The sequence below is a fragment of the Burkholderia sp. Tr-20355 genome, from assembly GCF_017104685.1.
GTDB lineage: Bacteria > Pseudomonadota > Gammaproteobacteria > Burkholderiales > Burkholderiaceae > Burkholderia > Burkholderia seminalis.
Window position 1 is genome coordinate 46,523 of record NZ_JAAGPK010000027.1, and the last position, 25,602, is coordinate 72,124.

At 67.6% G+C, this 25,602-nt stretch carries 20 protein-coding genes; 7 read left to right on the forward strand and 13 right to left on the reverse strand.

The window, feature by feature from the left end; genetic code table 11:
- Window positions 1-16: 16 nt before the first annotated feature.
- Entirely contained in the window at window positions 17-811 is a 795-nt protein-coding gene (locus G3N62_RS09995) for an ABC transporter substrate-binding protein (protein ID WP_059560659.1), read from the forward strand.
- A gap of 90 nt (window positions 812-901) precedes the next feature.
- On the opposite strand, the gene G3N62_RS10000 is transcribed toward G3N62_RS09995, so the two are convergent.
- Together G3N62_RS10000 and cdpA are read right to left on the reverse strand one after the other, a co-directional pair.
- Window positions 902-2,392, reverse strand: coding sequence for an HDOD domain-containing protein (locus G3N62_RS10000; protein WP_124670443.1), 1,491 nt, complete (start codon window positions 2,390-2,392; stop codon window positions 902-904).
- Window positions 2,393-2,419: 27 nt separating this feature from the next.
- The gene (gene cdpA / locus G3N62_RS10005) at window positions 2,420-4,162 is read right to left on the reverse strand and encodes a cyclic di-GMP phosphodiesterase CdpA (RefSeq protein WP_193791016.1); all 1,743 of its coding nucleotides are present in this window, start codon (window positions 4,160-4,162) and stop codon (window positions 2,420-2,422) included.
- Window positions 4,163-4,440: 278 nt separating this feature from the next.
- On the opposite strand from cdpA, the gene G3N62_RS10010 reads away from it, so the two are divergent.
- The gene (locus tag G3N62_RS10010) at window positions 4,441-4,989 is read left to right on the forward strand and encodes a peroxiredoxin (protein WP_034186558.1); all 549 of its coding nucleotides are present in this window, start codon (window positions 4,441-4,443) and stop codon (window positions 4,987-4,989) included.
- A gap of 87 nt (window positions 4,990-5,076) precedes the next feature.
- Here G3N62_RS10010 and G3N62_RS10015 read toward each other — a convergent pair whose 3' ends face one another.
- The gene (locus G3N62_RS10015) at window positions 5,077-5,706 is read right to left on the reverse strand and encodes an NAD(P)H-binding protein (protein ID WP_034186559.1); all 630 of its coding nucleotides are present in this window, start codon (window positions 5,704-5,706) and stop codon (window positions 5,077-5,079) included.
- Between the two features lie 230 nt (window positions 5,707-5,936).
- Here G3N62_RS10015 and G3N62_RS10020 point away from each other — a divergent pair, with 230 nt between their 5' ends.
- The gene (locus G3N62_RS10020) at window positions 5,937-7,406 is read left to right on the forward strand and encodes an NYN domain-containing protein (protein WP_124670442.1); all 1,470 of its coding nucleotides are present in this window, start codon (window positions 5,937-5,939) and stop codon (window positions 7,404-7,406) included.
- A gap of 82 nt (window positions 7,407-7,488) precedes the next feature.
- On the opposite strand, the gene G3N62_RS10025 is transcribed toward G3N62_RS10020, so the two are convergent.
- From G3N62_RS10025 to G3N62_RS10060, 8 genes are all read right to left on the reverse strand, one after another.
- Entirely contained in the window at window positions 7,489-7,872 is a 384-nt protein-coding gene (locus tag G3N62_RS10025; RefSeq protein WP_124670441.1) for a VOC family protein, read from the reverse strand.
- Between the two features lie 159 nt (window positions 7,873-8,031).
- Window positions 8,032-11,340 (reverse strand): efflux RND transporter permease subunit, encoded by a 3,309-nt coding sequence (locus G3N62_RS10030; RefSeq protein ID WP_034186562.1) that lies wholly within the window; start codon window positions 11,338-11,340, stop codon window positions 8,032-8,034.
- A 3-nt stretch (window positions 11,341-11,343) separates the two neighbouring features.
- Window positions 11,344-14,457, reverse strand: coding sequence for an MdtB/MuxB family multidrug efflux RND transporter permease subunit (locus G3N62_RS10035; protein ID WP_034186563.1), 3,114 nt, complete (start codon window positions 14,455-14,457; stop codon window positions 11,344-11,346).
- A gap of 15 nt (window positions 14,458-14,472) precedes the next feature.
- Complete coding sequence (locus G3N62_RS10040) at window positions 14,473-15,843, reverse strand: MdtA/MuxA family multidrug efflux RND transporter periplasmic adaptor subunit (RefSeq protein ID WP_034186564.1); 1,371 nt, start codon at window positions 15,841-15,843, stop codon at window positions 14,473-14,475.
- A 257-nt stretch (window positions 15,844-16,100) separates the two neighbouring features.
- Window positions 16,101-16,925, reverse strand: a complete 825-nt coding sequence (locus tag G3N62_RS10045) for an IclR family transcriptional regulator (RefSeq protein ID WP_034186565.1) — start codon at window positions 16,923-16,925, stop codon at window positions 16,101-16,103.
- Window positions 16,926-17,528: 603 nt separating this feature from the next.
- Complete coding sequence (locus G3N62_RS10050; RefSeq protein ID WP_059560645.1) at window positions 17,529-19,490, reverse strand: alkaline phosphatase PhoX; 1,962 nt, start codon at window positions 19,488-19,490, stop codon at window positions 17,529-17,531.
- A gap of 159 nt (window positions 19,491-19,649) precedes the next feature.
- The gene (locus G3N62_RS10055) at window positions 19,650-20,843 is read right to left on the reverse strand and encodes an ammonium transporter (RefSeq protein WP_124670440.1); all 1,194 of its coding nucleotides are present in this window, start codon (window positions 20,841-20,843) and stop codon (window positions 19,650-19,652) included.
- Between the two features lie 253 nt (window positions 20,844-21,096).
- On the reverse strand, window positions 21,097-21,432 hold the full coding sequence (locus G3N62_RS10060) for a hypothetical protein (protein WP_069705392.1): 336 nt from the start codon (window positions 21,430-21,432) through the stop codon (window positions 21,097-21,099).
- Window positions 21,433-21,626: 194 nt separating this feature from the next.
- Here G3N62_RS10060 and G3N62_RS10065 point away from each other — a divergent pair, with 194 nt between their 5' ends.
- The 4 genes from G3N62_RS10065 to G3N62_RS10080 all read left to right on the forward strand — a co-directional run bounded on the left by G3N62_RS10065 (window position 21,627) and on the right by G3N62_RS10080 (window position 24,077).
- Entirely contained in the window at window positions 21,627-22,055 is a 429-nt protein-coding gene (locus G3N62_RS10065) for a hypothetical protein (RefSeq protein ID WP_034186569.1), read from the forward strand.
- Between the two features lie 90 nt (window positions 22,056-22,145).
- A complete protein-coding gene (locus G3N62_RS10070; protein ID WP_034186570.1) occupies window positions 22,146-22,598 on the forward strand; it encodes an Rrf2 family transcriptional regulator in 453 nt (150 codons plus the stop codon).
- A 132-nt stretch (window positions 22,599-22,730) separates the two neighbouring features.
- Complete coding sequence (locus tag G3N62_RS10075; RefSeq protein ID WP_059560637.1) at window positions 22,731-23,372, forward strand: NAD(P)H-binding protein; 642 nt, start codon at window positions 22,731-22,733, stop codon at window positions 23,370-23,372.
- Window positions 23,373-23,606: 234 nt separating this feature from the next.
- Window positions 23,607-24,077 (forward strand): Lrp/AsnC family transcriptional regulator, encoded by a 471-nt coding sequence (locus G3N62_RS10080; RefSeq protein WP_006484401.1) that lies wholly within the window; start codon window positions 23,607-23,609, stop codon window positions 24,075-24,077.
- A 59-nt stretch (window positions 24,078-24,136) separates the two neighbouring features.
- On the opposite strand, the gene G3N62_RS10085 is transcribed toward G3N62_RS10080, so the two are convergent.
- Both G3N62_RS10085 and G3N62_RS10090 read right to left on the reverse strand, forming a co-directional pair.
- Window positions 24,137-24,910, reverse strand: a complete 774-nt coding sequence (locus G3N62_RS10085; protein WP_124670439.1) for an ABC transporter ATP-binding protein — start codon at window positions 24,908-24,910, stop codon at window positions 24,137-24,139.
- Window positions 24,911-24,914: 4 nt separating this feature from the next.
- Window positions 24,915-25,602, reverse strand: a 688-nt coding sequence (locus G3N62_RS10090) for an ABC transporter permease subunit (protein ID WP_241013051.1), incomplete at its 5' end; no start/stop codon positions are given.

A 25,602-nucleotide genomic window follows, 5' to 3' on the forward strand; every position in this document is an offset into this window, starting at 1 on the left:
TCGAGGAGAGCACCTGATGAAGTTGGATTGGCGTAAAGTGGCCGCGCATGCGGTGGTGGCGGCATCGGCGGCGGCGGCAGGCAGCGCGTTTGCCGCGGATCTGAAGGAGATCCGGTTCGGCGTCGAGGCCTCGTACGCACCGTTCGAATACAAGACGCCCGACGGCAAGCTGACCGGCTTCGACATCGACATCGGCAACGCGGTGTGCGCGAAGCTGAAGACGAAGTGCGTGTGGGTCGAGAACGACTTCGACGGCCTGATCCCCGCGCTGCAGGCGCGCAAGTTCGATGCGATCAACTCGGACATGACGATCACCGACCAGCGCAAGCACGCGATCGCGTTCACCGACCCGATCTATACGATTCCGAACCAGCTGATCGCGAAGCAGGGCAGCGGCCTGCTGCCGACCCCGCAGTCGCTGAAGGGCAAGCGCGTCGGCGTGCTGCAGGGCACGATCCAGGAAGCGTACGCGAAGAAGAAGTGGGCGCCGGTCGGCGTTGAAGTCGTGCCGTACCAGACGCAGGACCTGGCCTACGCCGACCTGAAGTCGGGCCGTCTCGACGCGACGTTCCAGGATTCGGAAGCCGGCTCGAAGGGCTTCCTGACGAAGCCGCAAGGCCAGGGCTTCGCGTTCGCGGGCGGCACCGTCAGCGACGCCGAGATCCTCGGCTCGGGCGTCGGCTTCGGCCTGCGCAAGAACGACGCGGCGCTGAAGACCGCACTCGATCAGGCGCTGAAGGACCTGAAGGCCGACGGCACGATCGACAACCTCGCGAAGAAGTACTTCAGCGTGCCCGTGACGCTCAAGTAAGCGCTTCGTTCGAACGCACGATGTAAAAAACCGGCCGCCAATGCGGCCGGTTTGCTTTTGGGAACCGGAAACCGCGCGGGCGGCCGGCCGTCAGCCGTGCTGCGCGGGGAAGAACCGCCCCAGTTCGTGCGCGAGCTCGTTGAGGATGCTCATTTCCTGTTGCGAGATCTTGCGTGCGGGCTGCGCGCCGGCCCAGTCGCCATACAGCAGCGCGACCGTCGCCGCATCGACCCGCACCGGCAGCAGCACGAACGCGCGCGTGTCGTCGAACACGTCGAGATACCACGCGGGCAGGCGCTTGAGCATCTTCGGTTCCTGCGCCTGCTCGATGAAGATGCCGACCGAATTGGTGATCGCGAGATGGAATACGTCCGGCTCGAAGCGCTCGTGAAAGCGCAGCCGGTAGAGCGCCGCGTCGACGCCGGGACCGAAACCCAGGCGCGCGGCGAACGTGCCGTCGTCGTGGCGGACGAACATGACGGTGCGCGTGAACGCGAGGCTCGCGAGCAGGCTTTCCGACGCCAGCGCGAGCACCGGCGTCAGTACGTGCTCGGACGGCAGCGCGCGCAGGTCGGCGAGGCCGGCTTCGAGACAGGCTTCGGGCTCGGCCTGCGCACGCGCAATCGCATCGGCGTTCGCGCGCAACTCGACGATCTCGCGCATCACGGTGTCGCTCGCTTCCTCGTGCGCGAGCCGGTCGGCGATCTCGACGAGCGCGTCGGGTTCCGTATCGAGCGCCGGCGCATAGTGCTGCGCGAGCGCCGCGATGTGCGCGTCGCGCTGCGGACCATCGGGCATCGCGAGCGCACTCGCGACGTCGGCCGAGCAGCGGCTCACCGCCCGCAGCCAGTTCACGCGTTCGATCATGTCCTCGTCGGCCGCGAGTTCGCGGCCGAACGCGTCGACGCGGTTCACGTGGTGGTAGTGGTCGGCGATGCCGTCGCGGATCATGTCGGGCAGCCGCCAGCGTGCCGCCGCCTCGAGCCCGATCTCGTCGAAACCGACGCCGAGCACCTCGACGCAGGCGGCCGCTTCGTCGACGTGCATCTCGGCCGCGCGGCGGCGGATCTTGTCCCATTCGCTGTCGAGATAGCAGACCACGAGCAGCTTGCCGACCTGGCGCATCAGCGTGCAGACGACGGCTTCCTCGCCCGCGCGCAGGTCGGCGCGCTCGGTGAGCTTGCGCGCGACGCAGCCGGACAGCAGCGCGCGGTTCAGCTCGAGCTTCGCGTCGATGCGCCGCGGCGTGCTGTGGTGGAAATGGTCGACGAGCTTCAGCCCGACGACCAGATGGCCGACGGCGTCCATGCCGAGCACCATCAGCGCGCGCGTCACGGTCGTGATGTTGCCGCCGAACGCCATGTACATCGCGGAGTTCGCGAGCCGCAGCACTTTCTGCGTGAGCGCGAAGTCCGACAGCACGACGCGCACGAGTGCGGTGAAGTCGAGGTCGTCGTTCTTCATCGCGGCCATCGTCGCGCGCAGCGATTCCGACAGCAGCGGGAAATCGCCCCGTTCGCTCATCCGGGCCCACAGCTTGTCCAGCAAAGCGGTGCGGGGCAGGTGTTCGGTGATTGACATACGGATCTGTCCGGTTCGCCGCGCGCGTCAGGCGGCGGCGTGCAGGTGCAGCTGCTGCGCCTCGAAGCGCCGCGCGAGCTCCTCGGACGGCAGCGCCTGGCAGACGAGCCAGCCCTGGATGTGATTGCAGCCCATCTCCGTCAGCAGTGCGCGCTGCGCCTCGGTCTCGACGCCTTCGGCGACGAGTTCGAGATCGAGCGTCTGCGCGAGGCCGACCACCGCCGACACGATCGCGCGGTCGTTGCGCGACGTCAGCAGGTTCTCGACGAAACTGCGGTCGATCTTCAGCTTCGCGAGCGGGAAGCGCTGCAGGTACGCGAGGCTCGAATAGCCGGTGCCGAAATCGTCGATCGCGAAGCGGATGCCGAGATCGGTCAGCTCCTCGAGCAGCACTTTCGCATGCGCGGGATCGTGCATCAGCAGGCTTTCGGTGATTTCGAGCACGATGCGGCGCGGGTCGATGCCCGTCAGCGCGATCGCCTCGCGCACGCTCTGCGTGAAGCGCGGGTCGCGGAACTGCTGCGGCGACACGTTGACCGCCACGTACTGCAGCGCAAGCCCCTGGCTGTCCCATGCGACGAGCTGCATGCACGCGGCCTTGAGCACCCAGTTGCCGAGGTAGTTGATCAGGCCGATCGATTCGGCGAGCGGAATGAAGGTCGCCGGCGGCACGAGGCCGTGTACCGGATGGCGCCAGCGGATCAGCGCCTCGACGCCGACCACCGCGCCCGACTGGCTGTGCGTGATCGGCTGGAAGTGGAGCGAGAACTCGCCGTTGCGCACGCCGTCGTACAGGTCGGCCTCGAGCTTCAGCCGTTCGGCGTCGGCCGGATCGTCGACCGGCGCATGGAACGCAAGCGCGTTGCCGCCCGATGCCTTCGCCTGCGCGAGCGCATGGTCGGCGCGGCGCAGCAGCGGGCTGTGATGCTGCGCGCGATGCGGCGCGGCACGTTCGTCGGGGTAGAGCGCGATGCCGATGCTCGCGGACAGGTGCACGGTCTGCCCCTGGTACACGTAGGGCTCGCGCACCGCGGCCTGCAGCCGGCGCGCGAGCGCGTCGGCGGCGTGACTCGCCTGCGAGCGGTCCGAGGCGCCGAGCACGATCGCGAACTTGTCGCTCGCGACGCGCGCGAGCCGCTCGTTCGGCGTGACGAGCGCCTTCAGCCGCTGCGCGGTCTCGCGCAGCAGCGTGTCGCCCGCGTCGTAACCGAGCGCGCGGTTGATCCGCTGGTAGTCGTCGAGGTCGAGCAGCAGCAGCGCCGCGCAGGTGCCGTCCTCGTCGGCGGTCTGCTGCGCACGCATCAGCGCCGGCACGAGCGCGGACAGGTTGTCGAGCCCCGTCATCGGGTCATGGTGCATTTCATACGTCAGCTTCGCCTCGAGCGCGCGCCACGACGACACGTCGAATGCCGCGATCGCGAAACCGTCGACGCCGTGATGGCGGCTCTTGAACGCACGGACCTCGACGTCCAGCGGGTAGGTGAGCGACTTGACGATGCACATCGTCGCCTTCTCGACCTGGCCGGAACGCGCGGCGCGCGCAAGCAGGCCTTCGAGCGCCGAGGTATCCTGTTCGGCGATCAGGTCGCGCAGCGTCAGCGTGTGCAGGTAGTCGCGGTGGTAGCCGATGAAGCGCAGGCTCGCGTCGGACACGTACAGAAAGCGCAGCTCGCGGTCGACATGGGCGAGGAAATCCACCGTGCCGACCGTCTGTTCCAGCCAGTTGCGCACGGAGTCGTCGCGGCGCGGCGCGCCGGCGCGCGCCGGCATCAGCGCGCCGCCCGACCAGGCGAAGCGGCGCAGCGTATGCAAGGCGCTGCGCCAGGAGCCCTTGCGTGACGTCTGTTTCCTGTTGGCTTCCATGTTTCTCGCTGACGTGAAGGGCTGGAACTGGTTGTCCGCAAGGAATAACGGCAGATTGTGCGGAATCTTTAACGGGCCGGCCGCGGATGGCGCAGCCGCCGGCCCGGATCGCATCCCGGATGTTCGACAGGCGAACGCCGGCGTGGCCTGTATCGAGGCTGACTTTATAAGAAATGAGGACGCAGATGAAGCGAAAACTGTTGCTGGGCGCCGTGGCGGCGCTGGTGGCCGGCCATGCGCTGATGGCGCAGGCGGAATTGAAGCCGGGCGCCGCGGCGCCGGATTTCACGACGCAGGCGTCGCTGGGCGGCAAGACTTACACGTACTCGCTCGCCGGCGCGCTGAAGCAGGGGCCGGTCGTGCTGTATTTCTACCCGGCGGCGTTCACGAAGGGCTGCACGATCGAGGCGCATGCGTTTGCCGATGCGGTCGATCGTTACAAGGCTTACGGCGCGACGGTGATCGGCGTATCGGCCGACAATATCGACACGCTGACGAAATTCTCGGTGAGCGAGTGCCGCAGCAAGTTCCCGGTCGCGGCCGATCCGGACGCGAAGATCATCCGGGAATACGATGCGAAGCTGCCGGCGCTCGACCGCGCGAACCGCGTGTCCTACGTGATCTCGCCGGAAGGGAAGGTGCTCTACGAATACACGAGCCTGTCGCCCGACAAGCACGTCGAGAACACGCTCGCCGCCGTGAAGGCGTGGGCCGACGCGCATCCGAAGCCGTAAGCGGCCGCGCCTGGCACGAAAACGGCCCGCCGTGCGGGCCGCGGGCACGACAACACGCGCCGCCGGGCGGCGGCGCGCAGCGGGCCGTCACGCGCGCAAGGCCTGCTCGATCGGCACGCTGCCGCCGACGAAGCCGACGATCTTGCGCGAGATGCCGAGCTTGATCGCCTCGATCGCGGCCCATGCGACGTCCTGGCGCGACACGGGCGGCGCGGGGTCGAGCCAGGCGTCGGTCAGCGCGATCTTGCCGACGCCCGGATCGTCGGTGAGCGGGCCCGGGCGCAGGATCACGTAGTCGACACCCGACGCGATCACGCGGTCGTCGCCCTCGCGCTTCATCTGCGAATAATGGCGCAGCGCGTCCGGCGCCTGTTCGGGCCGGTACGCCGAAAGCGAGCTGATCACGACGAGCTTCTGCGCGTTGAAGGCGAGTGTGTATTCGGCCGCGCGGGCCACCGCGTCGCGGTCGACCTGTTCCTCTTCGGCCGCGCCCTCCGATTCGGCCGAGCCGGCCGCGTAGATCACGTGCGTGATGCCCTGGAACGCGTGCGAGAAATCGTTCGTCAGATCGGCCTCGACGACCCGTGCGCCCGCCAGCGCATAGCCGTGCCGGCGCACGAGCGCCGTGACCTCGAACTCCGGCTGCTTGAGCAGCAGATCCGCGCAGGCCTGGCCCGTCCGGCCGGTCGCACCAATCAGCAGTACCTTCGTCGTCATGAAACCGCTCCTTGCTCGATGCGTCTTCCGTCCAGATAGGGACGGACGACCGATAACTCAAGTGTAATGTCGATTTGCCCCGCCGGCGGGCGCGTATTAAGGGGCGTACCGGCGTCGGGCGTTCATTCGTTCACACGGATGCGGGAATGACGCGCCGACCGGCTATCATGTGCGCGATGGTTTTTTCGCCGTTACGCGTATAACGCGCCGGCCCACCGGTTGGAGTACACATGGCATTACCCCTGGACAACGTCAGCATGGCCGTGTTCTGCGACTTCGAGAACGTCGCGCTCGGCGTGCGCGACGCGAAGTACGAGAAATTCGACATCAAGCCCGTGCTGGAGCGCCTGCTGCTGAAAGGCAGCATCGTCGTGAAGAAGGCCTATTGCGACTGGGATCGCTACAAGGGCTTCAAGGCGTCGATGCACGAGGCGAGCTTCGAGCTGATCGAGATTCCGCACGTGCGCCAGTCGGGCAAGAATTCGGCCGACATCCGGCTCGTCGTCGATGCGCTCGATCTCTGCTACACGAAGTCGCACGTCGATACGTTCGTGATCATCAGCGGCGATTCCGACTTCTCGCCGCTCGTGTCGAAGCTGCGCGAGAACGCGAAGAAGGTGATCGGCGTCGGCGTGAAGAAATCGACGTCGGACCTGCTGGTCGCGAACTGCGACGAATTCATCTTCTACGACGATCTGGTGCGCGAGCAGCAGCGCACGCTCGCGAAGCGCGAACAGCAGCAGCGTGCCGGCAACGGCGGCGCGAGGCGGCCTGACGAGCCGGCCTCGCGCAAGCACGACATGGATGCCCGCAAGGCCGAGGCGATCGCGCTGGCGGTCGAGACGTTCGATGCGCTCGCGTCGGAGCGCGACGACGTCGGCAAGATCTGGGCGTCGGTGCTCAAGAGCGCGATCAAGCGCCGCAAGCCGGATTTCAACGAGTCGTACTACGGGTTCCGCGCGTTCGGCAACCTGCTCGACGAAGCGCAGGCGCGCGGCCTGCTGGAAGTGGGGCGCGACGACAAGTCGGGCGCGTTCGTGTCGCGGGCCCGCCAGCCGGCGGCCATGGAGCATGTCGCGGCGGGCGGGGACGGCAGCGCGCACGGCGGCGCCCACCACCACGGTGCGCGCGCGGCCGAACCGGCGCGGGCCGGGCGCAATGCGCAACGTCGCGGGCAGCGGGCCGAAGCGGTGGCGCACGAAAGCGAGCAGGCCGAAGCGGAAGCGGCGGACGTCGCCGAGTTCGTCGAGGCTGGGTCGGTGACGCCACCGGCTGAAACGGCTGAAGCGGCGGAGGCGGTCGACGCACCGGGCGAGGCGAAGGACGGCCGCAAGCGTGCGCGCAAGAGCGCGGCGAAGAAGACGGGCGCGAAGAAGGGTGCCGCCGCGAAGGGCGCCGGCCATCATGCGGCCGGGAAGACCGACGACGCCCACGGTGAGGCGAAGCACGGCGGCGGCGACCAGCACGCGCACGGCAGGCATGCCGACGACGCGGAGCAGGGCGACGAACGGCATGCCGCCGTGACGCGTGCCGAGCCGGCGGCCGGCGATGTCGGCGGCGACGGGGCTGCCGCCCAGCCGTCGCATGAGGCGGCGCCGCTCGAAGCGCATGCCGACGCGCCGGCCGCTGCCAAGAAAAAGCCGGCCCGCAAGGCGGCACCGCGCGCACGTCGTCCGCGCAAGACGACGGCGGCCGAGTAACGGCAGGCGTCCGGGTGCCGTCCGAAGCGGGACGGCATCCGCGCCGAACGATACCGGCCGGCGCAATGCCGGCGCGGCTGCGCTAGCCGTTCAGCACATACGGACGCGTCATCACTTCGAGGAAGTGGCCGTCCAGGTCGTCGAAGTACACGCCGCGCCCGCCGTTGTGGCGGTAGATGTCGTCGGGTTGCCGCTTCGCGGGATCGGCCCAGTGCGCGAGCCCGCGCGCGCGGATGCGCGCCAGCACGCGATCGAAGCCGGCTTCGTCGAGCAGGAACGCATAGTGCTGCGACCTGATTTCCCCCGCCTGTTCGTAGAAATCGAGCGACACGCCGTTGTCGAGCGCGACGACCAGCATCGCGCCGAACGGCGTCGGCGGCGGCAATTCCAGGAGTTCGGTCAGGAAGCGGCTCGACGCATGCTTGTCGCTGCACCAGACGATCGTGTGATTGAGCTGGACGTTCATGGCGGGTTCCGGCGAAGGGCTCGCGGTAGGCATGGACTCACGATAGCCGATCGCCGCCCGGGTTCAAGGGCAAAAAAACGGCCGCCTGCCTGAATTGCCCCCAGGAGTTGGACACCACTCCAACCCTTGGGGTCGGCTCAGTCGGGCCGCCGCTTCCCGTCATTCGCCGGCCACCGCCGGCCCGCCCGAATTGCCGCGGCGATTGCGGCGTTTCTCTCCCCACACGCGGAACCGGTCCATGTACAGGTAGACGACCGGCGTCGTATAGAGCGTCAGCACCTGCGACACGATCAGGCCGCCGGCGATCGCGATCCCGAGCGGCGCGCGCAGCTCGGCGCCGTCGCCGCTGCCGAACGCGAGCGGTAGTGCGCCGAGGAGCGCGGCCATCGTCGTCATCATGATCGGGCGGAAGCGCAGCAGGCACGCCTCGTGGATCGCGTCGAACGACGACTTCTTGTTGTTGCGCGTCTGGTCGATCGCGAAGTCGACCATCATGATCGCGTTCTTCTTCACGATGCCGATCAGCAGAATCACGCCGATCAGCGCGATGATGCTGAACTCGGTCTTGAACAGCAGCAGCGCGAGCAGCGCGCCGACGCCGGCCGACGGCAGCGTCGACAGGATCGTGATCGGGTGGATGTAGCTCTCGTACAGGATCCCGAGCACGATGTAGACGGCCAGCAGCGCGGCGAGGATCAGGATCGGCTGGTCGTTCATCGACTGCTGGAACGCCTGCGCGGTGCCCTGGAAACTGCCGACGATCGTCGGCGGGACGCCGACCTGCGCCATGGTCTGGTAGATCACCTGGGTCGCCTGCGACAGCGACACGCCCGGCGGCAGGTTGAACGAGATCGTCGTCGCGACGAACAACCCCTGGTGGTTGACCGACAGCGGCGTCGTGCTCGGCCCGAACGTCGCGATTGCCGACAGCGGGATCATCGTCGACTTCGACGTCGACACCGACGCACCCGACGACGCGCTCGACTTGCCGCTCGCGGCGATCGAGTTGAGCGCCTGGTTGCGCGCGGAATCGGACGCGATCGCCGCGGCGCTCTGCGTGGCCGTCCCGGCGCTCGACGTGCCGGCCGACGTCGCGACATAGGTGCCGGCGGCCGCGTTGGTGGTCTGCGAGCCGTTCGCGCTGCCGCCCGACGTGCTGATCCACACCTGGTTCAGCATCTCCGGGCTTTGCCAGTATTTCGGCGCGACTTCCATCACGACGTGGTACTGGTTCAGCGGGTTGTAGATCGTCGAGACCTGGCGCTGGCCGAACGCGTCGTACAGCGTGTTGTCGATCTGCGCGGGCTTGATGCCGAAGCGCGCGGCCGTCGCGCGGTCGATCGTCACCATCGCCTCGAGACCGCCTTGCTGCTGGTCGGAGTTCACGTCGGTCAGCTCGGGGCGCTTCTGCAGCGCCTCGGTCAGGATCGGCCCCCACTTGTACAGGTCGGCGCTCGAATCGCCGAGCAGCGTGAACTGGTACTGCGCGTTGCTCTGCCGGCCGCCGACGCGGATATCCTGCGCGGCCTGCAGGAACGTGCGCGCACCCGCGACGTCCGCCAGCGGCGGGCGCAGCTGCTGGATCACCTGGTCGGCCGACAGCTTGCGCTCGGAGCGATCCTTCAGCGTGACGAACATGAAGCCCGAGTTGGTCTGCGTGCCGCCGGTGAACCCCGCGACGCTCTTCACGTTCGGGTTGCCCTGCACGATCCGCATCATCTCGGAGAACTTCAGCTTCATCGCCTGGAACGAGGTCGACTGGTCGGCCTGGATGCCGCCGATCATCAGGCCGGTGTCCTGCTGCGGGAAGAAGCCCTTTGGCACGACGATGTACAGGTACACGTTCAGCCCGATCGTCGCGAACAGCGTCAGCAGGATCAGCAGCGGCCGGCGCAGCGCCCACGACAGCGAGCGCTCGTAGCCGCGCTGCATGCGCGAGAAGCCGCGCTCGAGGAAGCGCCCGAAGCGGCCTTCGTTTTGCGGGTCGTGCGACTCGGGCAGCAGGCGCGCGCACATCATCGGCGTGACGGTGAGCGACACCGCGAGCGACACGGCGATCGCGAGCGACAGCGTCAGCGCGAATTCGCGGAACAGCCGCCCGACGATGCCGCCCATCAGCAGGATCGGCAGGAACACCGCGACGAGCGAGATGCTCATCGACAGCACCGTGAAGCCGACCTCGCGCGCACCGTCGAACGCGGCCTGCATCCGCGACTTGCCGTTCTCGATGTGCCGCGAGATGTTCTCGAGCACGACGATCGCATCGTCGACGACGAAGCCGGTCGCGACGATCAGCGCCATCAGCGACAGGTTGTCGATCGAGAAGCCGAGCAGGTACATCGCGCCGAACGTGCCGACGATCGAGATCGGCACCGCGACGCTCGGGATCAGCGTCGCGCGCCAGTTGCGCAGGAACAGGAACACGACCATCACGACGAGGCTGACCGCGATCAGCAGCGTGTGCTCGGTGTCCTTCAGCGACGCGCGGATGGTGGTCGAGCGGTCGAGCACCGGCGTGACCGTGATGTCGGCCGGCAGCGACGCGGTGAGTTGCGGCAGCGCCGCGCGCACGCGGTCGATCGTATCGATGATGTTCGCGCCGGGCGAGCGGTAGAGGATCACGAGCACCGCGCGCTTGCCGTTCGACAGGCCGAGGTTGCGCAGGTCCTCGACCGAATCGACGACGTCCGACAGGTCGGACAGCCTGACGGCCGAGCCGTTGCGGTAGGCGACGACGAGGTCGCGGTATTGCGACGCCTGGGAGGCCTGGTCGTTCGTATAGAGCTGGTAGTGCTGCGGGCCGAACTCGATCGCGCCCTTCGGCGCGTTGGCGTTCGCGGACGCCAGCGCCGCGCGCACGTCCTCGAGACCGATCCCGTAGTGGAACAGCGCCTGCGGTTCGAGCTCGACGCGCACGGCCGGGTTCGCGGAGCCGCTCACCGAGACCTGGCCGATCCCGTCGATCTGCGACAGCGACTGCTGCAGCACCGTCGATGCGGCGTCGTACAGCTTCGCGGGCGACGACGTTTCCGACGTCAGCGACACGATCATGATCGGCGAATCGGCCGGATTGACCTTGCGGTAGGTCGGGTTGCTCTTCAGCGCGGCGGGCAGGTCGGCGCGTGCCGCGTTGATCGCGGCCTGGACGTCGCGCGCGGCGCCGTCGATGTCGCGGTTCAGGCCGAACTGCAGGATGATCCGCGCGTTGCCGACCGTGCTCGTCGACGTCATTTCGGAGACGTCGGCGATCGAGCCGAGGTGCCGCTCGAGCGGGCTCGTCACGCTGGTCGCGACCGTTTCCGGGCTCGCGCCCGGCAGCGACGCCTGCACCGAGATCGTCGGGAAGTCGACCTGCGGCAGCGGCGACACCGGCAGCTTGATGAACGCGAACAGGCCCGCGAGCGCGACGCCGAGCGCGAGCAGCGTCGTCGCGACGGGGCGGGTGATGAAGGGGCGCGACAGGTTCATGGCTTACGCATCCGTGCGCTTGCCGGCGTCGGGGCCGTGGCGTTCGAACCAGCCGCGCACGCGGCGCGCGAGCGAGTCGAAGCCGAGGTAGATCACGGGCGTCGTAAACAGCGTCAGCACCTGCGACACGATCAGGCCGCCGGCGATCGCGATCCCGAGCGGCTGGCGCAGCTCGGAGCCGGCGCCGGAGCCGACGATCAGCGGCACCGCGCCGAGCAGCGCGGCGAGCGTCGTCATCAGGATCGGCCGGAAGCGCAGCAGGCACGCCTGGTAGATCGCCTCGCGCGGCGGCTTGCCTTCGACACGTTCGGCCTCGAGCGCGAAGTCGATCATCATGATCGCGTTCTTCTTCACGATACCGATCAGCAGCACGATGCCGATGATGCCGATGATGTCCAGGTCGTGCCCGGTGATCATCAGCGCGAGCAGCGCGCCGACGCCGGCCGACGGCAGCGTCGACAGGATCGTGATCGGGTGGATGTAGCTTTCGTACAGCACGCCGAGCACGATGTACATCGTGACGACCGCCGCCAGGATCAGGAACAGCTGGTTCGACAGCGACGCCTGGAACGCGAGCGCCGCGCCCTGGAAGCGCGTCTGGAACGACGCGGGCAGGCTGATGTCCTTCTCGGCGGCCTCGATCGCCTTGACGGCCTCGCCGAGCGACGCGCCCGGCGCGAGGTTGAACGAGATCGTCGTCGACGGGAACTGCGACAGGTGCGCGACCAGCAGCGGCGACGGCCGCTCGTGGAACGACGCGATCGACGACAGCGGCACCTGGCCGCCGCCGGCCGACGGCAGGTAGATGTCGTTCAGCGATTGCGCGTAGTGCTGCTCCTTCGGCTCCGACTCGAGAATCACGCGGTACTGGTTCGACTGCGTGAAGATGGTCGACACGATGCGCTGGCCGAACGCGTCGTACAGCGCGTTGTCGACGGTCGCCGGCGTGATGCCGAAACGCGCGGCGCTCGGGCGGTCGATCTCGATGTAGACCGACTGGCCGTTGCTCTGCAGGTCGGTCGCGACATCGGCGAGCGACGGCTCCTGCTGCAGCCGCGCGACGAGCTTCGGCACCCAGGTCGCGAATTCTTCCGCGTTCGGGCTCGTCAGCATGAACTGGTACTGCGTCGGGCTGACGGTCGAATCGATCGTCAGGTCCTGCACCGACTGCATGAACAGCGAGATGCCGGTGATGTTCGCCACGCGGTGCTGCAGGTCGCGGATGATCTGCGCGGCCGTTTTGGAGCGGTCGTCGCGCGCCTTCAGGTTGATCAGCATCCGGCCGCTGTTCAGCGTGATGTTGCTGCCGTCGACGCCGATGAACGACGTGAGGCTGTCGACGTTCGGGTCCTTCAGGATCTCGGCCGCGAGCGCCTGCTGGCGTTCGGCCATCGCGCCGTACGAGATCGACTGCGGCGCCTGCGTGATCGCCTGGATCACGCCGGTGTCCTGCGCGGGGAAGAAGCCCTTCGGCACGTAGATGTAGAGCAGGGCGGTCAGCCCGAGCGTCAGCAGCGCGACGACCAGCGTCGAGCGCTGGCGGTTCAGCACCCATTCGAGCGCGACCGCGTAGCGCGCGATCACCCAGTCGATCGTGCGGTGCACGCGCGCCTCGAAGCGGTGGCTTTCCGGCGGCGGCGAATGACGCAGCAGCTTCGCGCACATCATCGGCACGAGCGTGAGCGACACGATCGCCGAGATCACGATCGTCACCGCGAGCGTGATCGCGAACTCGTGGAACAGGCGCCCGACCACGTCGCCCATGAACAGCAGCGGGATCAGCACCGCGATCAGCGACACCGTCAGCGAGATGATCGTGAAGCCGATCTGCCTCGAGCCCTTCAGCGCGGCCTCGAGCCCCGACTCGCCTTCCTCGACGTAGCGCGCGATGTTCTCGATCATCACGATCGCGTCGTCGACGACGAAGCCGGTCGCGATGGTGAGCGCCATCAGCGACAGGTTGTTCAGCGAGAAGCCGGCCATGTACATCACCGCGAGCGTGCCGATCAGCGACAACGGCACGGACAGGCTCGGGATGATCGTCGCGTAGATGTTCGCGAGGAACAGGTACATCACCAGCACGACGAGCGCGACCGCGAGCAGCAGCTCGAACTGCACGTCGCGCACGGCCGCGCGGATCATCGTCGTGCGATCGGTGACGATCTCCACGTCGAGCGCGGCCGGCAGCGTCTCCTGCAGCTTCGGCAATTGCGCCTTGATCGCGTCGACCGTCTGGATCACGTTCGCGCCCGGCTGGCGCTGCACGTTCAGGATGATCGCGGGATCCGAATTCACCCACGCGCCGAGCTTGGTGTTCTCCGAGCCGGCGACGACCGTCGCGACGTCGGTCAGCATCACCGGGCGGCCGTTCTTGTACGCGACGACCGCGCTGTTGTACTGGTCGGCGCTCGTCAGCTGGTCGTTCGCGTTGATCGTGTAGGCGCGCGTCGGGCCGTCGAAGTTGCCCTTCGGGGTGTTGACGTTCAGGTTCGAGATCGTCGTGCGCAGGTCGTCGAGGTTCATCCCGTACTGCGCGAGCGCGGTCGGGTTCGCCTGGATCCGCACGGCCGGGCGGTTGCCGCCTGACAGGCTGACGAGGCCGACGCCCGCGATCTGCGAGATCTTCATCGCGAGGCGCGTGTCGGCCAGGTCCTGCACCTGCGTGAGCGGCAGCGTCTTCGACTTGACGGCGAGCGTGATCACCGGCGCATCGGCCGGGTTGACCTTCGCGTAGATCGGCGGGGCCGGGAGGTCGGACGGCAGCAGGTTGCCGGCCGCGTTGATCGCGGCCTGCACTTCCTGTTCGGCGATGTCGAGCGGCAGGTCGAGCGAGAACTGCAGCGTGATCACCGACGCACCGGCCGAGCTTTGCGACGACATCTGGTTCAGCGACGGCATCTGCCCGAACTGGCGCTCGAGCGGCGCGGTGACCGACGAGGTCATCACTTCCGGGCTCGCGCCGGGGTAGAAGGTCTGGACCTGGATCGTCGGGTAGTCGACTTCGGGCAGCGCGGCGAGCGGCAGGAACCGCAGCGCGACGAGACCGGCCAGCATGATCGCCGCCATCAGGAGGGCGGTGCCGACCGGCCGGAGAATGAAGAGGCGGGAAGGATTCATCGAGCGGCCCGCGCGTTATTGGGCCGCTGCCTGCGACGCACCGTGCTTGTGTCCGCCGTGATGGCCGGCGGCGCCCGACGCAGCCGAGGCACCCGACGCCGCGCCGGCGCCGCGCGTGCCCGACGCGCCTTTCGGCTTGTCGGCCGGAATCGAGATCTTCGAGCCTTCGCGCAGGCGGTCGGAGCCGTCGGTCACCACGCGCTCGCCGAGCGCGACGCCGCTGACGATGCTCGTGCGTTCGCCGTCGACCGGGCCGATCGTGACCTTGCGCACGGTTACCGTGTTGTCGGGCTTCACGACGTAGACGAACTGGCCGATCGAACCCGTCAGCACCGCGGACGTCGGCACGATCGTCGCGTTGCGCAGCACGTCGACGAGCAGCCGCGTGTTCACGAACTGATTCGGGAACAGCATGCCTTCCTTGTTATCGAAGTTCGCGCGCAGCTTGACCGTGCCGGTGCTCGTGTCGATCTGGTTGTCGAGCGTGGCGAGCGACCCCGTCTCGAGCGGCACCGTGTTGTTGCGGTTGTAGGCGGTGACCGACAGTTTCTGGCCCGCGTTCACCTGCTTGAGGATCTGCGGCAGGTTGTCTTCCGACGTCGTGAAGATCACGCTCATCGGCTGCAGCTGCGTGATCACGACGATGCCGTTGGTGTCGCCCGGCGTCACGTAGTTGCCCGGGTCGACCTGGCGCAGGCCGACGCGGCCCGATACCGGCGCCGTGATGCGCGCATACGTGAGGTTCAGCTTCGCGGAATCGATCGCGGCCTGGTCGGTCTTCACCGCGCCTTCGTACTGCTTGACGAGCGACGCCTGCGTATCGACGGTTTGCGACGCGATCGAATCCTGCGACAGCAGCGTCTGGTAGCGCTTCAGGTCGAGGCGCGCCGTCGCGAGCAGCGCCGAGTCGCGTGCGAACGTGCCTTCGGCGTTCTCGAGCGCCACCTGGTACGGGCGCGGGTCGACCTGCGCGAGCACGTCGCCCTTCTTGACGATCTGGCCTTCCTGGAACGACACCGACTGCAGGTAGCCCGACAGTTGCGTCTTGACCGTCACGTTCGCGAGCGGCGTGACGGTGCCGAGCGCGGACAGCACGATCGGCATCTCGCCTTGCGTCGCGGTCGCGACCTGCACGGGCTGCGGAACGTTCGCCATTGCAGCGGGGCCGCCGCGGCCGCGATGGCCGCCTGCGCCGCCGCCGGCGCTTGCGCCCGCGGTTTGTGCCGCGCTGCCGGCCGCCGGCGTGCGGTTCCACGGATGCCACCACAGCAGGCCGCCGATGACGACGACCGCGAGCGTTCCGATCATCAGCGTGCGGCGCGGGCGGCGCGCGGCGGGGGACGCAGGGTCTTTCGAAGGGGGCGTGGGCTTTTGTTCGTTATCCATCGTGATCTGTCAGGAAGACGGCGCGGCGTGCCGGAAATCGGACTGCTGGGCTGCGCGTGGGCGAGCGGGTGACGGGACGGGGCGGCCCGGCTCGGTCCGGGGCCCCCGTCGACCCGCGCGGGGAAAAGAGCGGTGCGCGCCGAGAGTGCGGCGCGACGATGGGCATGATCCTACGTCCCGTCCCCGTTACAGTCCAGTCGTCTATCTTTCAACGGGTTACGGTCGTTACAGAACGCGACGGAACGGTGACGGAACGATTACACGCCGACGCGCCGGGCCGGCGCGCCGCCGATCTCGCGGGTGATTTTCGCGATGCACTCCTGCAGCGCGGGCACGACATGTTCCTGCAGCCATTCGGGCGGACACTGGTGCGACGCGCCGCCGCAATTCACCGAATAGCGCTGGCCCGACGGGCCGACGAAACCGGCCGCGACGGCATTCAGGCCTTCGCGCCATTCGCCGATCGCGATCGCGTGGCCGTCGCGCATCGCGTCGTCGAGCGCGGGGGTCAGGCGCGCCGACACGTGCGGCCAGTCGTCGCCCGCCGTGGTGCGCAGCGACTCGAGCAGCAGGCGGCGCTCGTCGTCCTCGAGCGCGGCGAGATACGCGCGGCCGACCGCCGTGCGCGCGATGTCCATCCGCGAGCCGATTTCGAGGCGCGTGACGAGCACGGCCGAGCGCGGCCGGATCACGTCGATCGCGACCATGTCGAGCCGGTCGCGCACCGCGAGGTGCACGGACAGCGACGTGCGTTCGGCCAGCTCGATCATGAACGGCCGCGAGCGCGCGCGGATGTCGAAGTTGCGCAGGAAGCCGTGGCTCAGCTCGAGCACCGACGCGGTGAGCACGAAGCGCTCGCTGTCGGGCAACTGGAACAGGAAGCCGGCGCTGACGAGCGTCGCGGTGATGCGCGAGACGGTCGGCTTCGGGATGCCGGTCAATTCGGTCAGTTCGCGGTTGCTGACGGGGGCGTCGGCAGCCGCGATGCGGCGCAGCACGGCGAGGCCGCGGGCGAGGGCGGTGATCTCGTCGGGCGACGATTCACGGTCCCGCGACGCGGGAGAGGTTACAGTTGTCGACACGAGGGATTCTCTCTAATTCCGAAACTCGATTTCAATTTTGTTGGTATTGTAGGACTATTGTCAAAGGATGCATGTTCCGCGGGCGAACCGGTCATTGGATGAAATTTTACGGGTTCACCCTTGGTTTATTAGGAAAACGCTCAAATGAGCGTTGCCAGAAAGTGCATGAACCGGTGCAAATACCGCTTGACTTGTCGGGCGGAAACGGAAAGAATGTCTCACGTTTTCGAAACATCGTTTCAAGAGTTTAACCGGCAACGATGTTTCGCGCAGTCTCTCAGGTTCTAGCACGGCCCTCGGAATGGCTAGAACTTTTTTAGCGCCACGGTCTCCGTGGCGCTTTTTTTTGCCCGTCATTTTGACTGTCCGCCCGGGCACGTCAGGCCCGTATTATCCCCCGATCGCTGGAAACGCCCGTCCGAGCCCGTTCGGCGCGCGCTGGCGCACGCCATGCACACGATTCGCACGCGCAAAAAAAAAGCGCGATGCCCGCACTGGGCATCGCGCACAAAACGGCGTGGAGCGCCGACGAATGAACGGTGATGAAGAAGGGGAGTCCCGGTTAGGGACGCCTGGCCAGCGAGCCCCCCTCGTGTGACCCGGTCAGGCCTTCGCGAGCTTGATGCCGGTCTGCTCGGCCGTCAGGTAGCCGACGCTGGCGCCGAAGCGGTCCTTGAAGTTCGCGCGCACGAGCGGATCGAGCGTCGGCTTGACCTTGTCGTGCAGCGGCGATTCCCAGTCGCCCGCGTGCTGGAAGTTGCTCATGATGTAGGTCCAGCCGTTGATCTCGTCGACCGCGTGCAGGCCCGTCGACTCCGCGCCGGCCGGGCACGACAGCACGCGCGAGAGCGACTTCGTGTCGACGTTGTACGCCCACAGGAAGTTGTTCACGTGCATGCCCGAGTCTTCGCCGATGAACAGCGTGCGCAGCTTTTCGGAGAACTTCAGGTTGTCCGGGTTCGCGATCTTGTCCGGGTTCGCGAGGTTGCCGAGCCCGTCGGCCGCGGCGAGATCCTCGCCGACGAGCGCGGCCGGCGCGCCCATGTCGACCGGCACCCATTCGCTGTCGATCGCGCCGCCCGTCGTGTCGCGCTGGCCGGCCTTCAGGTTCAGCGCGTAGACGGCGCCCGCGGCGATCTTCTTGTCGACCGCGACGTCGCGCGACACCGCATTGCCCTTGACCATCGACGTTTCGATCCGCGACATCGCCGTATAGACGATCTTGTCCTTCGCGTTCACGGTCGTGCCTTCGAGCTTGGTGAAGCCCATGCTGCCGCCGAGCAGCGCCGCGTAGCGGTGCGTCTCGAGGAACGCGGCCGCCTTTTCCATCCCCGGCTTCACGCGCATCCAGTTGAACTTGCCGCCGAAGTGGATCTTCGTGTAGCTCGCGTCGTTCGGGTCGGCGGTCACCAGGTCCATGATGTCCGACGCCTTCAGCGTGTTCGCGAGCGCTTCGATCTCGCTGCTCGTCGCGTGGCCGATCCTGATCCACGTGAGCGTCGCGGTGCCGGCGCCGGCCGACGACGTCTGCGTCCATTTCGCGACGTACAGCGTGCCGGCCGACAGGTCGGCCGCCTTGTCGGCGACGAACATGAACAGGCCGCCGTTGGTGGCGTCGTCACCCATCATCACGGTGCGCTGGTCCGGCATCACCTGGATCAGCTCGTGCGAGATGCGGCCGAGGCAGTAGTGCTTCTTCACGCTGCCCGTGCCGTCCGGGTTCACGGTGATCTCGGGGAGGTGGCCGTAGTGGTAGGGGTTCGCCTTCGTCTCGTCGCCGAACGTGTTCTTGCTGAACGCCTTGAACTGCGCGTCGGTGGCAGCCTTCGTCGCGTCCGGCTCGTATTCCTCGCTCGACAGGTGCGTGCCCCACGGCGACAGGCTCGCGCCGCAGGTGATCCACAGCCCGTGCGCCTTCGACGTGTCGACGTTGTGGTACTTCACGACCTTCAGCGCGCCGGTGGCCGGATCCTGGTCGAGCGAGAGCACCGCGATCGGCGACGGCAACTGGCCGTACTGCGATGCGCTCGCCTGGTCGCGCGTCGTGTATTCGAACTGCACGACCGCGAACACCGTGTTGCCCTTCACGCCGGGCACGTTCGCGTTCTTCAGCGTCAGCAGCGAGCTGCCGTCCGGGCAGTCGGAATAGAACTGGCGCTCCTTGCCGGCGACCGAGCGATCGATGATCGGCTGGTTGTTGATGTCGTAGTAGCCGCCCGCGAGCGTCGTGCCGCCCTTGCCGTCCGGCACCATGTCGCCCGTCACGAAGAACGGCCGGTACGCGAGCTTGAAGTTGCGCGACGAACCGTCCGAGAACGACACCGACAGCGTCGAGCCGACCGTCGTCGTGGCCATCGCGGCCGCATTGTCGAGCGTGGGGGCGGCCATCGCCGAGAACGTCGCCGACGTATAGGCAGCGGCGACCGGGGCCGGCGTCGACGCGGGATCGTCGCCGCCGCAACCCGTCAGCAGGGCCGGCAGCGCGAGGCCGGAAAGGGGAAGCATCGGCGCGCCGGCGAGGATCTTCAGGGCCTGACGACGGGAAGCATTGGGCAACGCGGGCATGTGGAGTCCAGTTTCGGTTGTTGGAAGAATGGCCTTCGCGAAGCAGGCGGTCGGCAAGCTTCGAGAAGGCTGATTGAAAACTGGACGGAAGTGTAAGGACGCTAGATGAAAGTTTTTTGAATTGAAACCGTAATGGTGTGCCTGGCGTCCTTCGATGGATCAATCGCGCTCGGGCGTTGCCGTGATGCGATGGATCGACAGGTCGGCGCCGTCGAACTCGGCTTCGCGATCGAGGCGCAGCCCGACGGTCGCTTTCAGCGCGCCATAGACGAGCGTGCCGCCCGCGCTTGCGATCACGATGCCGCCGAGCGTGCCGACGAGCTGCGACAGGAACGACACGCCGCCGAGGCCGCCAAGCGCAGGCAGGCCGAACACGCCCGCCGCGAGGCCGCCGAGCGCGCCGCACATGCCGTGCAGCGGCCACACGCCGAGCACGTCGTCGATGCGCCACTTGTTCTGCACGCAAGTGAACATCGCGACGAACAGCGCACCGGCGGCCGCGCCCGTGACGAGCGCGCCGATCGGATGCATCACGTCGGAGCCCGCGCATACGGCGACGAGGCCCGCGAGCGGCCCGTTGTACGTGAAGCCCGGGTCGTTGCGGCCGGCCATCCACGCGGCGAGCGTGCCGCCGACCATCGCCATCAGCGAGTTCACGGCGACGAGGCCGCTGATCTTGTCGAGCGTCTGCGCGCTCATCACGTTGAAGCCGAACCAGCCGACCGCGAGCACCCATGCGCCGAGCGCGAGGAACGGGATGTTCGACGGCGGGTGCGCGGCGATCCGGCCATCCTTCGCGTAGCGGCCGTGACGCGCGCCGAGCAGCAGCACGGCCGGCAGCGCGACCCAGCCGCCGAACGCATGCACGACGACCGAGCCGGCGAAATCGTGGAACGGCGCACCGAACGCCTGCGTGAGCCACGCCTGCACGCCGAAGCGCTCGTTCCACGCCATCCCTTCGAAGAACGGATAGATGAAGCCGACGATGATCAGCGTCGCGACGAGCTGCGGATTGAACTTCGCGCGCTCGGCGATGCCGCCGGACACGATCGCGGGAATGGCCGCCGCGAAGGTCAGCAGGAAGAAGAAGCGCACGAGCGCGTAGCCGCTGTGCTGCGACAGCGTGCCGATGTCGTCGAAGAACTCGACACCGTATGCGATCGTGTAGCCGATGAAGAAATACGCGAGCGTCGACACCGAGAAGTCGACCAGGATCTTCACGAGCGCGTTGACCTGATTCTTCTTGCGGACCGTGCCGAGTTCGAGAAATGCGAAGCCCGCGTGCATCGCGAGCACCATGACGGCGCCGATCAACAGGAACAGTGTATCGACGCCGGATTTCAGACCATCCATGCCGTGGCTTCCTTGCGCAAAAAACGGGCAAGGAACGCAAATATCGAGCCAACTTGGTGAACGGCTTCGTGGAATTGGTGCCTCGATACCGCGTGGTGCGGCATTCCGGTGAATCGTGCACGGGTGACGGAGCGGGCGACGACGATTGGTGACCGCACGATTTGCACGTGCGTGGTGCGGTGCGTGCTGAACTGGTGCGTGCGGCGGGCGAGGCGATGCGATGTGGTGCGCCGTGGCGCACCGATCTGGCGCGTCAGTGACGGGCGAACAGCGTGGGCGGCCGGCGCAGCCGCCACGCGCATGCCGACCAGTAGGCGGCGACGGTCGACAGCCCGAGCGCGGCGAACGCGAGGGCCGCGAAGCCGGCGAGCGACTGGCCGTCGCCGTCGGCGCCGAGGATGCCTTCCGCGATGATCAGCGCGGCCGTCCAGAAACCGATCACGGCCTGCGTGAGCAGGCGCGCGGATGCGACGCGGCGCGGGCGCCCGGATTCGGCCAGGCGGGGCGCCGACGGCGCGCGCAGGCACAGGAACAGGGTGGCGGCGAGCAGCGTGGCCAGAACGATGAACCAGTCGACGAGAAAAGCCATAAGAAAAAAGGGACACGTACGAAGCGGATTGAGGCGTGCCCACTTTAGTGGCGTAGCGCCTGCGATTGAATCAGACGAATCCGAAATTGAAAGGCATTTTTAATGGCTGGTCGTCATTTGGCCTGTTCCACAGGCGGTATCATCGACACCGGTCCAACCACAAGGCCGTGCGACGCACGGCCGGAGATTTGCTGATGAACATGAAGACATCGCGGGCGCGTCGCGTGCCCGGGTCCGTACTGGCGGCGGTGGCCGCCGGTGCGCTGCTGTTGCTCGCGGGCTGCGAGAAGTCCGGCGCGCCGGCCACGCAAGCCGATACGGCCGCCAGCGCGGCCGCCGATGCCGCGAACAACGCGGCCAAGGCGCTCGACCAGGTCGCGAGCACCGTCAACCAGCAGATCAACGCCGCGAAGGCCGGCATCGCTTCGGCGGCGTCGGCCGTGCCGCCGCTGTCCGCGAGCGGTCTCGCGTCGGCCGCGCAGGCGCAGATCGACGCGGCCGCTTCCGCGGTCGTCGCGCATGCGGCCTCCGAAGCCGGTGCGAAGATCGCGGAAGCCGGCAAGAAGCTGCAGCAGTGGAGCCAGCAGAACGCGTCGGGCGCCAAGCCCGCGAGCGGGGAATGACGCGGGCTTGCACGATCCACGAAATGTAATTATCATGATTACATATGTCGCCGGTCGCGGTTCGGGCCGGTGTCGCCGAGTGAGTGAGGAATGAATACCAGCAGCCGGTTCGCGTTTGCCGTCCACGTGCTCGCCTTGCTGTCGATGCAGGAAGGGGTGCCGCTGTCGTCGGACATCATCGCGGGCAGCGTGAATACGAATCCGGCGCTGATTCGCCGGTTGCTGTCGATGCTGGCAGCCGCGGGGCTGACCACGTCGCAGCTCGGCGCGGGCGGCGGCGCGTTGCTGGCGCGCGAGCCCGGCGAGATCACGCTGCTCGACGTGTATCGCGCGGTCGACGACGCGCAACTGTTCGCGCTGCATCGCGAGGCACCGAATCCCGCGTGCCTCGTCGGGCGGCACATCCAGGTCGCGCTGACCGGCTATATCGGCGATGCGCAGCGCGCGATGGAGGCATCGCTCGCCACGCGCACGCTCGTCGACGTCACGGCCGACATGCTGGATCTCGAGCGGCGCACGCAACAGGCGGCAGCCGGCAGGTAGCCGGCGGCAGGCAGGGCAGGAAGCCGGATGGCGCGCAGGTGCGGGTGTCCGGTGCAACGGGGGCTTCGCCCCGTTTTTTTCGATCTTATCTGTAATTAACTGTGTTACATATTTTCTGACTGGAGAATCGTCATGACGCAACGTTCGTTGAAAATCGCGCTGTTCGGCGCCACCGGCATGATCGGCTCGCGCATCGCGGCGGAAGCCGTACGACGCGGCCACCGCGTGACCGCGCTGTCGCGCCATCCGGGCACGGCCGGCGACGGGATCACCGCGCAGGCGGCCGACCTGTTCGACGCGGCCAGCATCGCGGCCGCGCTGCCGGGGCATGACGTGGTCGCGAGCGCGTACGGTCCGAAGCAGGACGATGCGGCGAAGGTCGTCGGGGCCGCGCAGGCGCTGGTCGCCGGCACGCGCCAGGCCGGCCTGAAGCGGCTCGTCGTGGTCGGCGGCGCCGGTTCGCTCGAAGTCGCGCCGGGCAAGCAGCTGGTCGACAGCGAAGGTTTCCCTGACGCGTACAAGGCGGTCGCGCTGGCCCATCGCGACGCGTTCGACTACCTGAAGACGGTCACCGATCTCGACTGGACCTTCCTGGCGCCGGCCGCGCTGATCGCGCCGGGCGAGCGCACGGGCACGTTCCGCACGGGCGCCGGCAAGCTGATCGTGGACGCGCAGGGCAATAGCAAGATCTCGGCGGAAGACTACGCGGTCGCGTTCGTCGATGCGCTCGAGCAGGACAGCTTCGTGCGCGAGATCGCGACGGTCGCGTATTGAGCGGCGTGACGACCGGCGGCGTGTGAGCGCCGGCCGGGGCGTGGCGTACAAGCCGCGGCGCGTAACAAGGTCGGGCGATGCCATCCTCACGGGCGGCGTCGCCTGTTTCGTTTGGCGTGGCGAGCACGTGGCGGATCGGTATTTATACCGGTCGACGCGGCGAAGCCGTTTTCATACTGTTCCCCGTTGTGCAGGATGAATAGAATAAATTTCTATCTACGAGGGACTGGAGAAATGGACGCCATCGATCGCAAGCTGCTGGAACTGCTGCAGGCCGATGCCACATTGCCGATCGCGGAACTGGCGCAGCGCGTGAACCTGTCGCAGACGCCATGCTGGAAGCGCGTGCAGCGGCTCAAGGAGACCGGCGCGATTCGCGCGCAGGTTGCGCTGTGCGATCCGCGCAAGCTCGGCGTCGGCACGACCGTGTTCGTCGCGATCCGCACGAACCAGCACACCGAGGAATGGGCGCAGCGTTTCACGCAGGCCGTGCGCGACATGCCGGAAGTGGTCGAGGTCTACCGGATGAGCGGCGAGACCGATTACCTGCTGCGCGTCGTGGTGGCCGGCATCGACGACTACGATCGGGTCTACAAGCAACTGATTCGCACGGTGCCGCTGTTCGACGTCAGCTCGTCGTTCGCGATGGAGCAGATCAAGTATTCGACTGCGCTGCCCGTGCGCGATCTCGCGGAGCCGGCGTAGCGCGTCAAGGACGCGGCACGGAGGCTGACGGTGTCGCGCGACGGGGCCGCGGCACGGCGTCAGCGGCCGCGTGCCAGTGCGCGTGCGCGTTCGTCGGCGAGCGCGTCGCGGCGCACGAAATCCGCGACGAATGCGTTCGCTGGATGATGGTGCAGCGCGTACGGCGTGTCCCATTGCGCGAGCCGGCCGTCCTTCATCACGCCGATCCGGTCGGCGATCGCGAACGCTTCGGCCTGGTTGTGCGTGACGAGGATCGCGGTGTGGCCCGTGCGTTTCAGGATGTCGCGCAGCTCGAACGCGAGCCGCTCGCGCGTATCGACGTCGAGATTCGAGAATGGCTCGTCGAGCAGCAGCAGCTCCGGGGACGGCGCGAGCGCGCGGGCGAGCGCGACGCGTTGCTGCTGGCCGCCCGACAACTCGTGCGGATAGGCGCCGCCGGAATCGGCGAGGCCGACGAGTTCGAGCATGTCGGCGACACGCAGGCGCCGTTCGATCTTCGGCATGCGCCGCAAACCGAAGGCGACGTTGTCGGCCGCGCTGAGGTGCGGAAACAGCGCATAGTCCTGGAACATCATGCCGATGCGCCGCCGCTCCGGCGGCACCTCGAACGACGATGCCGCGACGGGCCTGCCGTCCAGCATGATGCGCCCCATGCGAACGGGCTCGAAGCCGGCGATCGCGCGCAGCACGGTCGTCTTGCCGCAGCCCGACGCGCCGAGCAGGCAGCCGATGTCGCCGCGCGGCAGCGCGAGGCTCAGCCCGTCGACCACCGTGCGGCGGCCGTGCGGCGTGTCGTAGGCGATGCAAAGGTCATCGAGTTCAAGCAGGTTCACGGGTTCAGGCTCCGATCTTGTGGCGGGTGCGGGCGAGCAGGATCACGGGCACGAGCCCGGCCAGCACGATCGCGAGCGCGGCGACCGCGCCTTCTTCGTAGGTGCCGCGTGCGGCTTCCGCATACAGCCAGGTCGCGAGCGTGTCGAAATTCAGCGGACGCAGCAGCAGCGTGGCCGGCAATTCCTTCATCGCGTCGACGAACACCAGCAGCGCGCTTGTCGTGAGCGCGGGCCGCAGCAGCGGCAGGTGGACGCGGCGCAGCGTGCCGCCGGCCGTCTCGCCGAGCGAGCGCGCCGCCTGTTCGAGCGACGGCGGAATGCGTGCGAGACCGGCCTCGATGCTGCCGGCCGGGATCGCCAGAAAGCGCACCGTATAGGCGATCACGAGCGCGGTGACCGAACCCATCAGCAGCAGCCCGTCGCGGCCGAGCGCCGTGCCGAACAGCCGGTCGGCTGCCGCGAACGGAATCAGCAGGCCGATCGCGAGCACGGTGCCCGGTACCGCATAGCCGAGGCTCGCGATCCGCGCGCACAGGCGGGCAGGGCCCGCGCGGGCGCTGTCGCGTTGCGCGCGCGCCGCCCTCCCTACGTCGAGCCCGCTGGCGAGCTTTGCCAGCTCGCACCACCACCCGTCCGCACTCCCCTCTCGCACCGTCATCTCTTCTGCCGTCTTCTCCTCCTCAATCCTACCT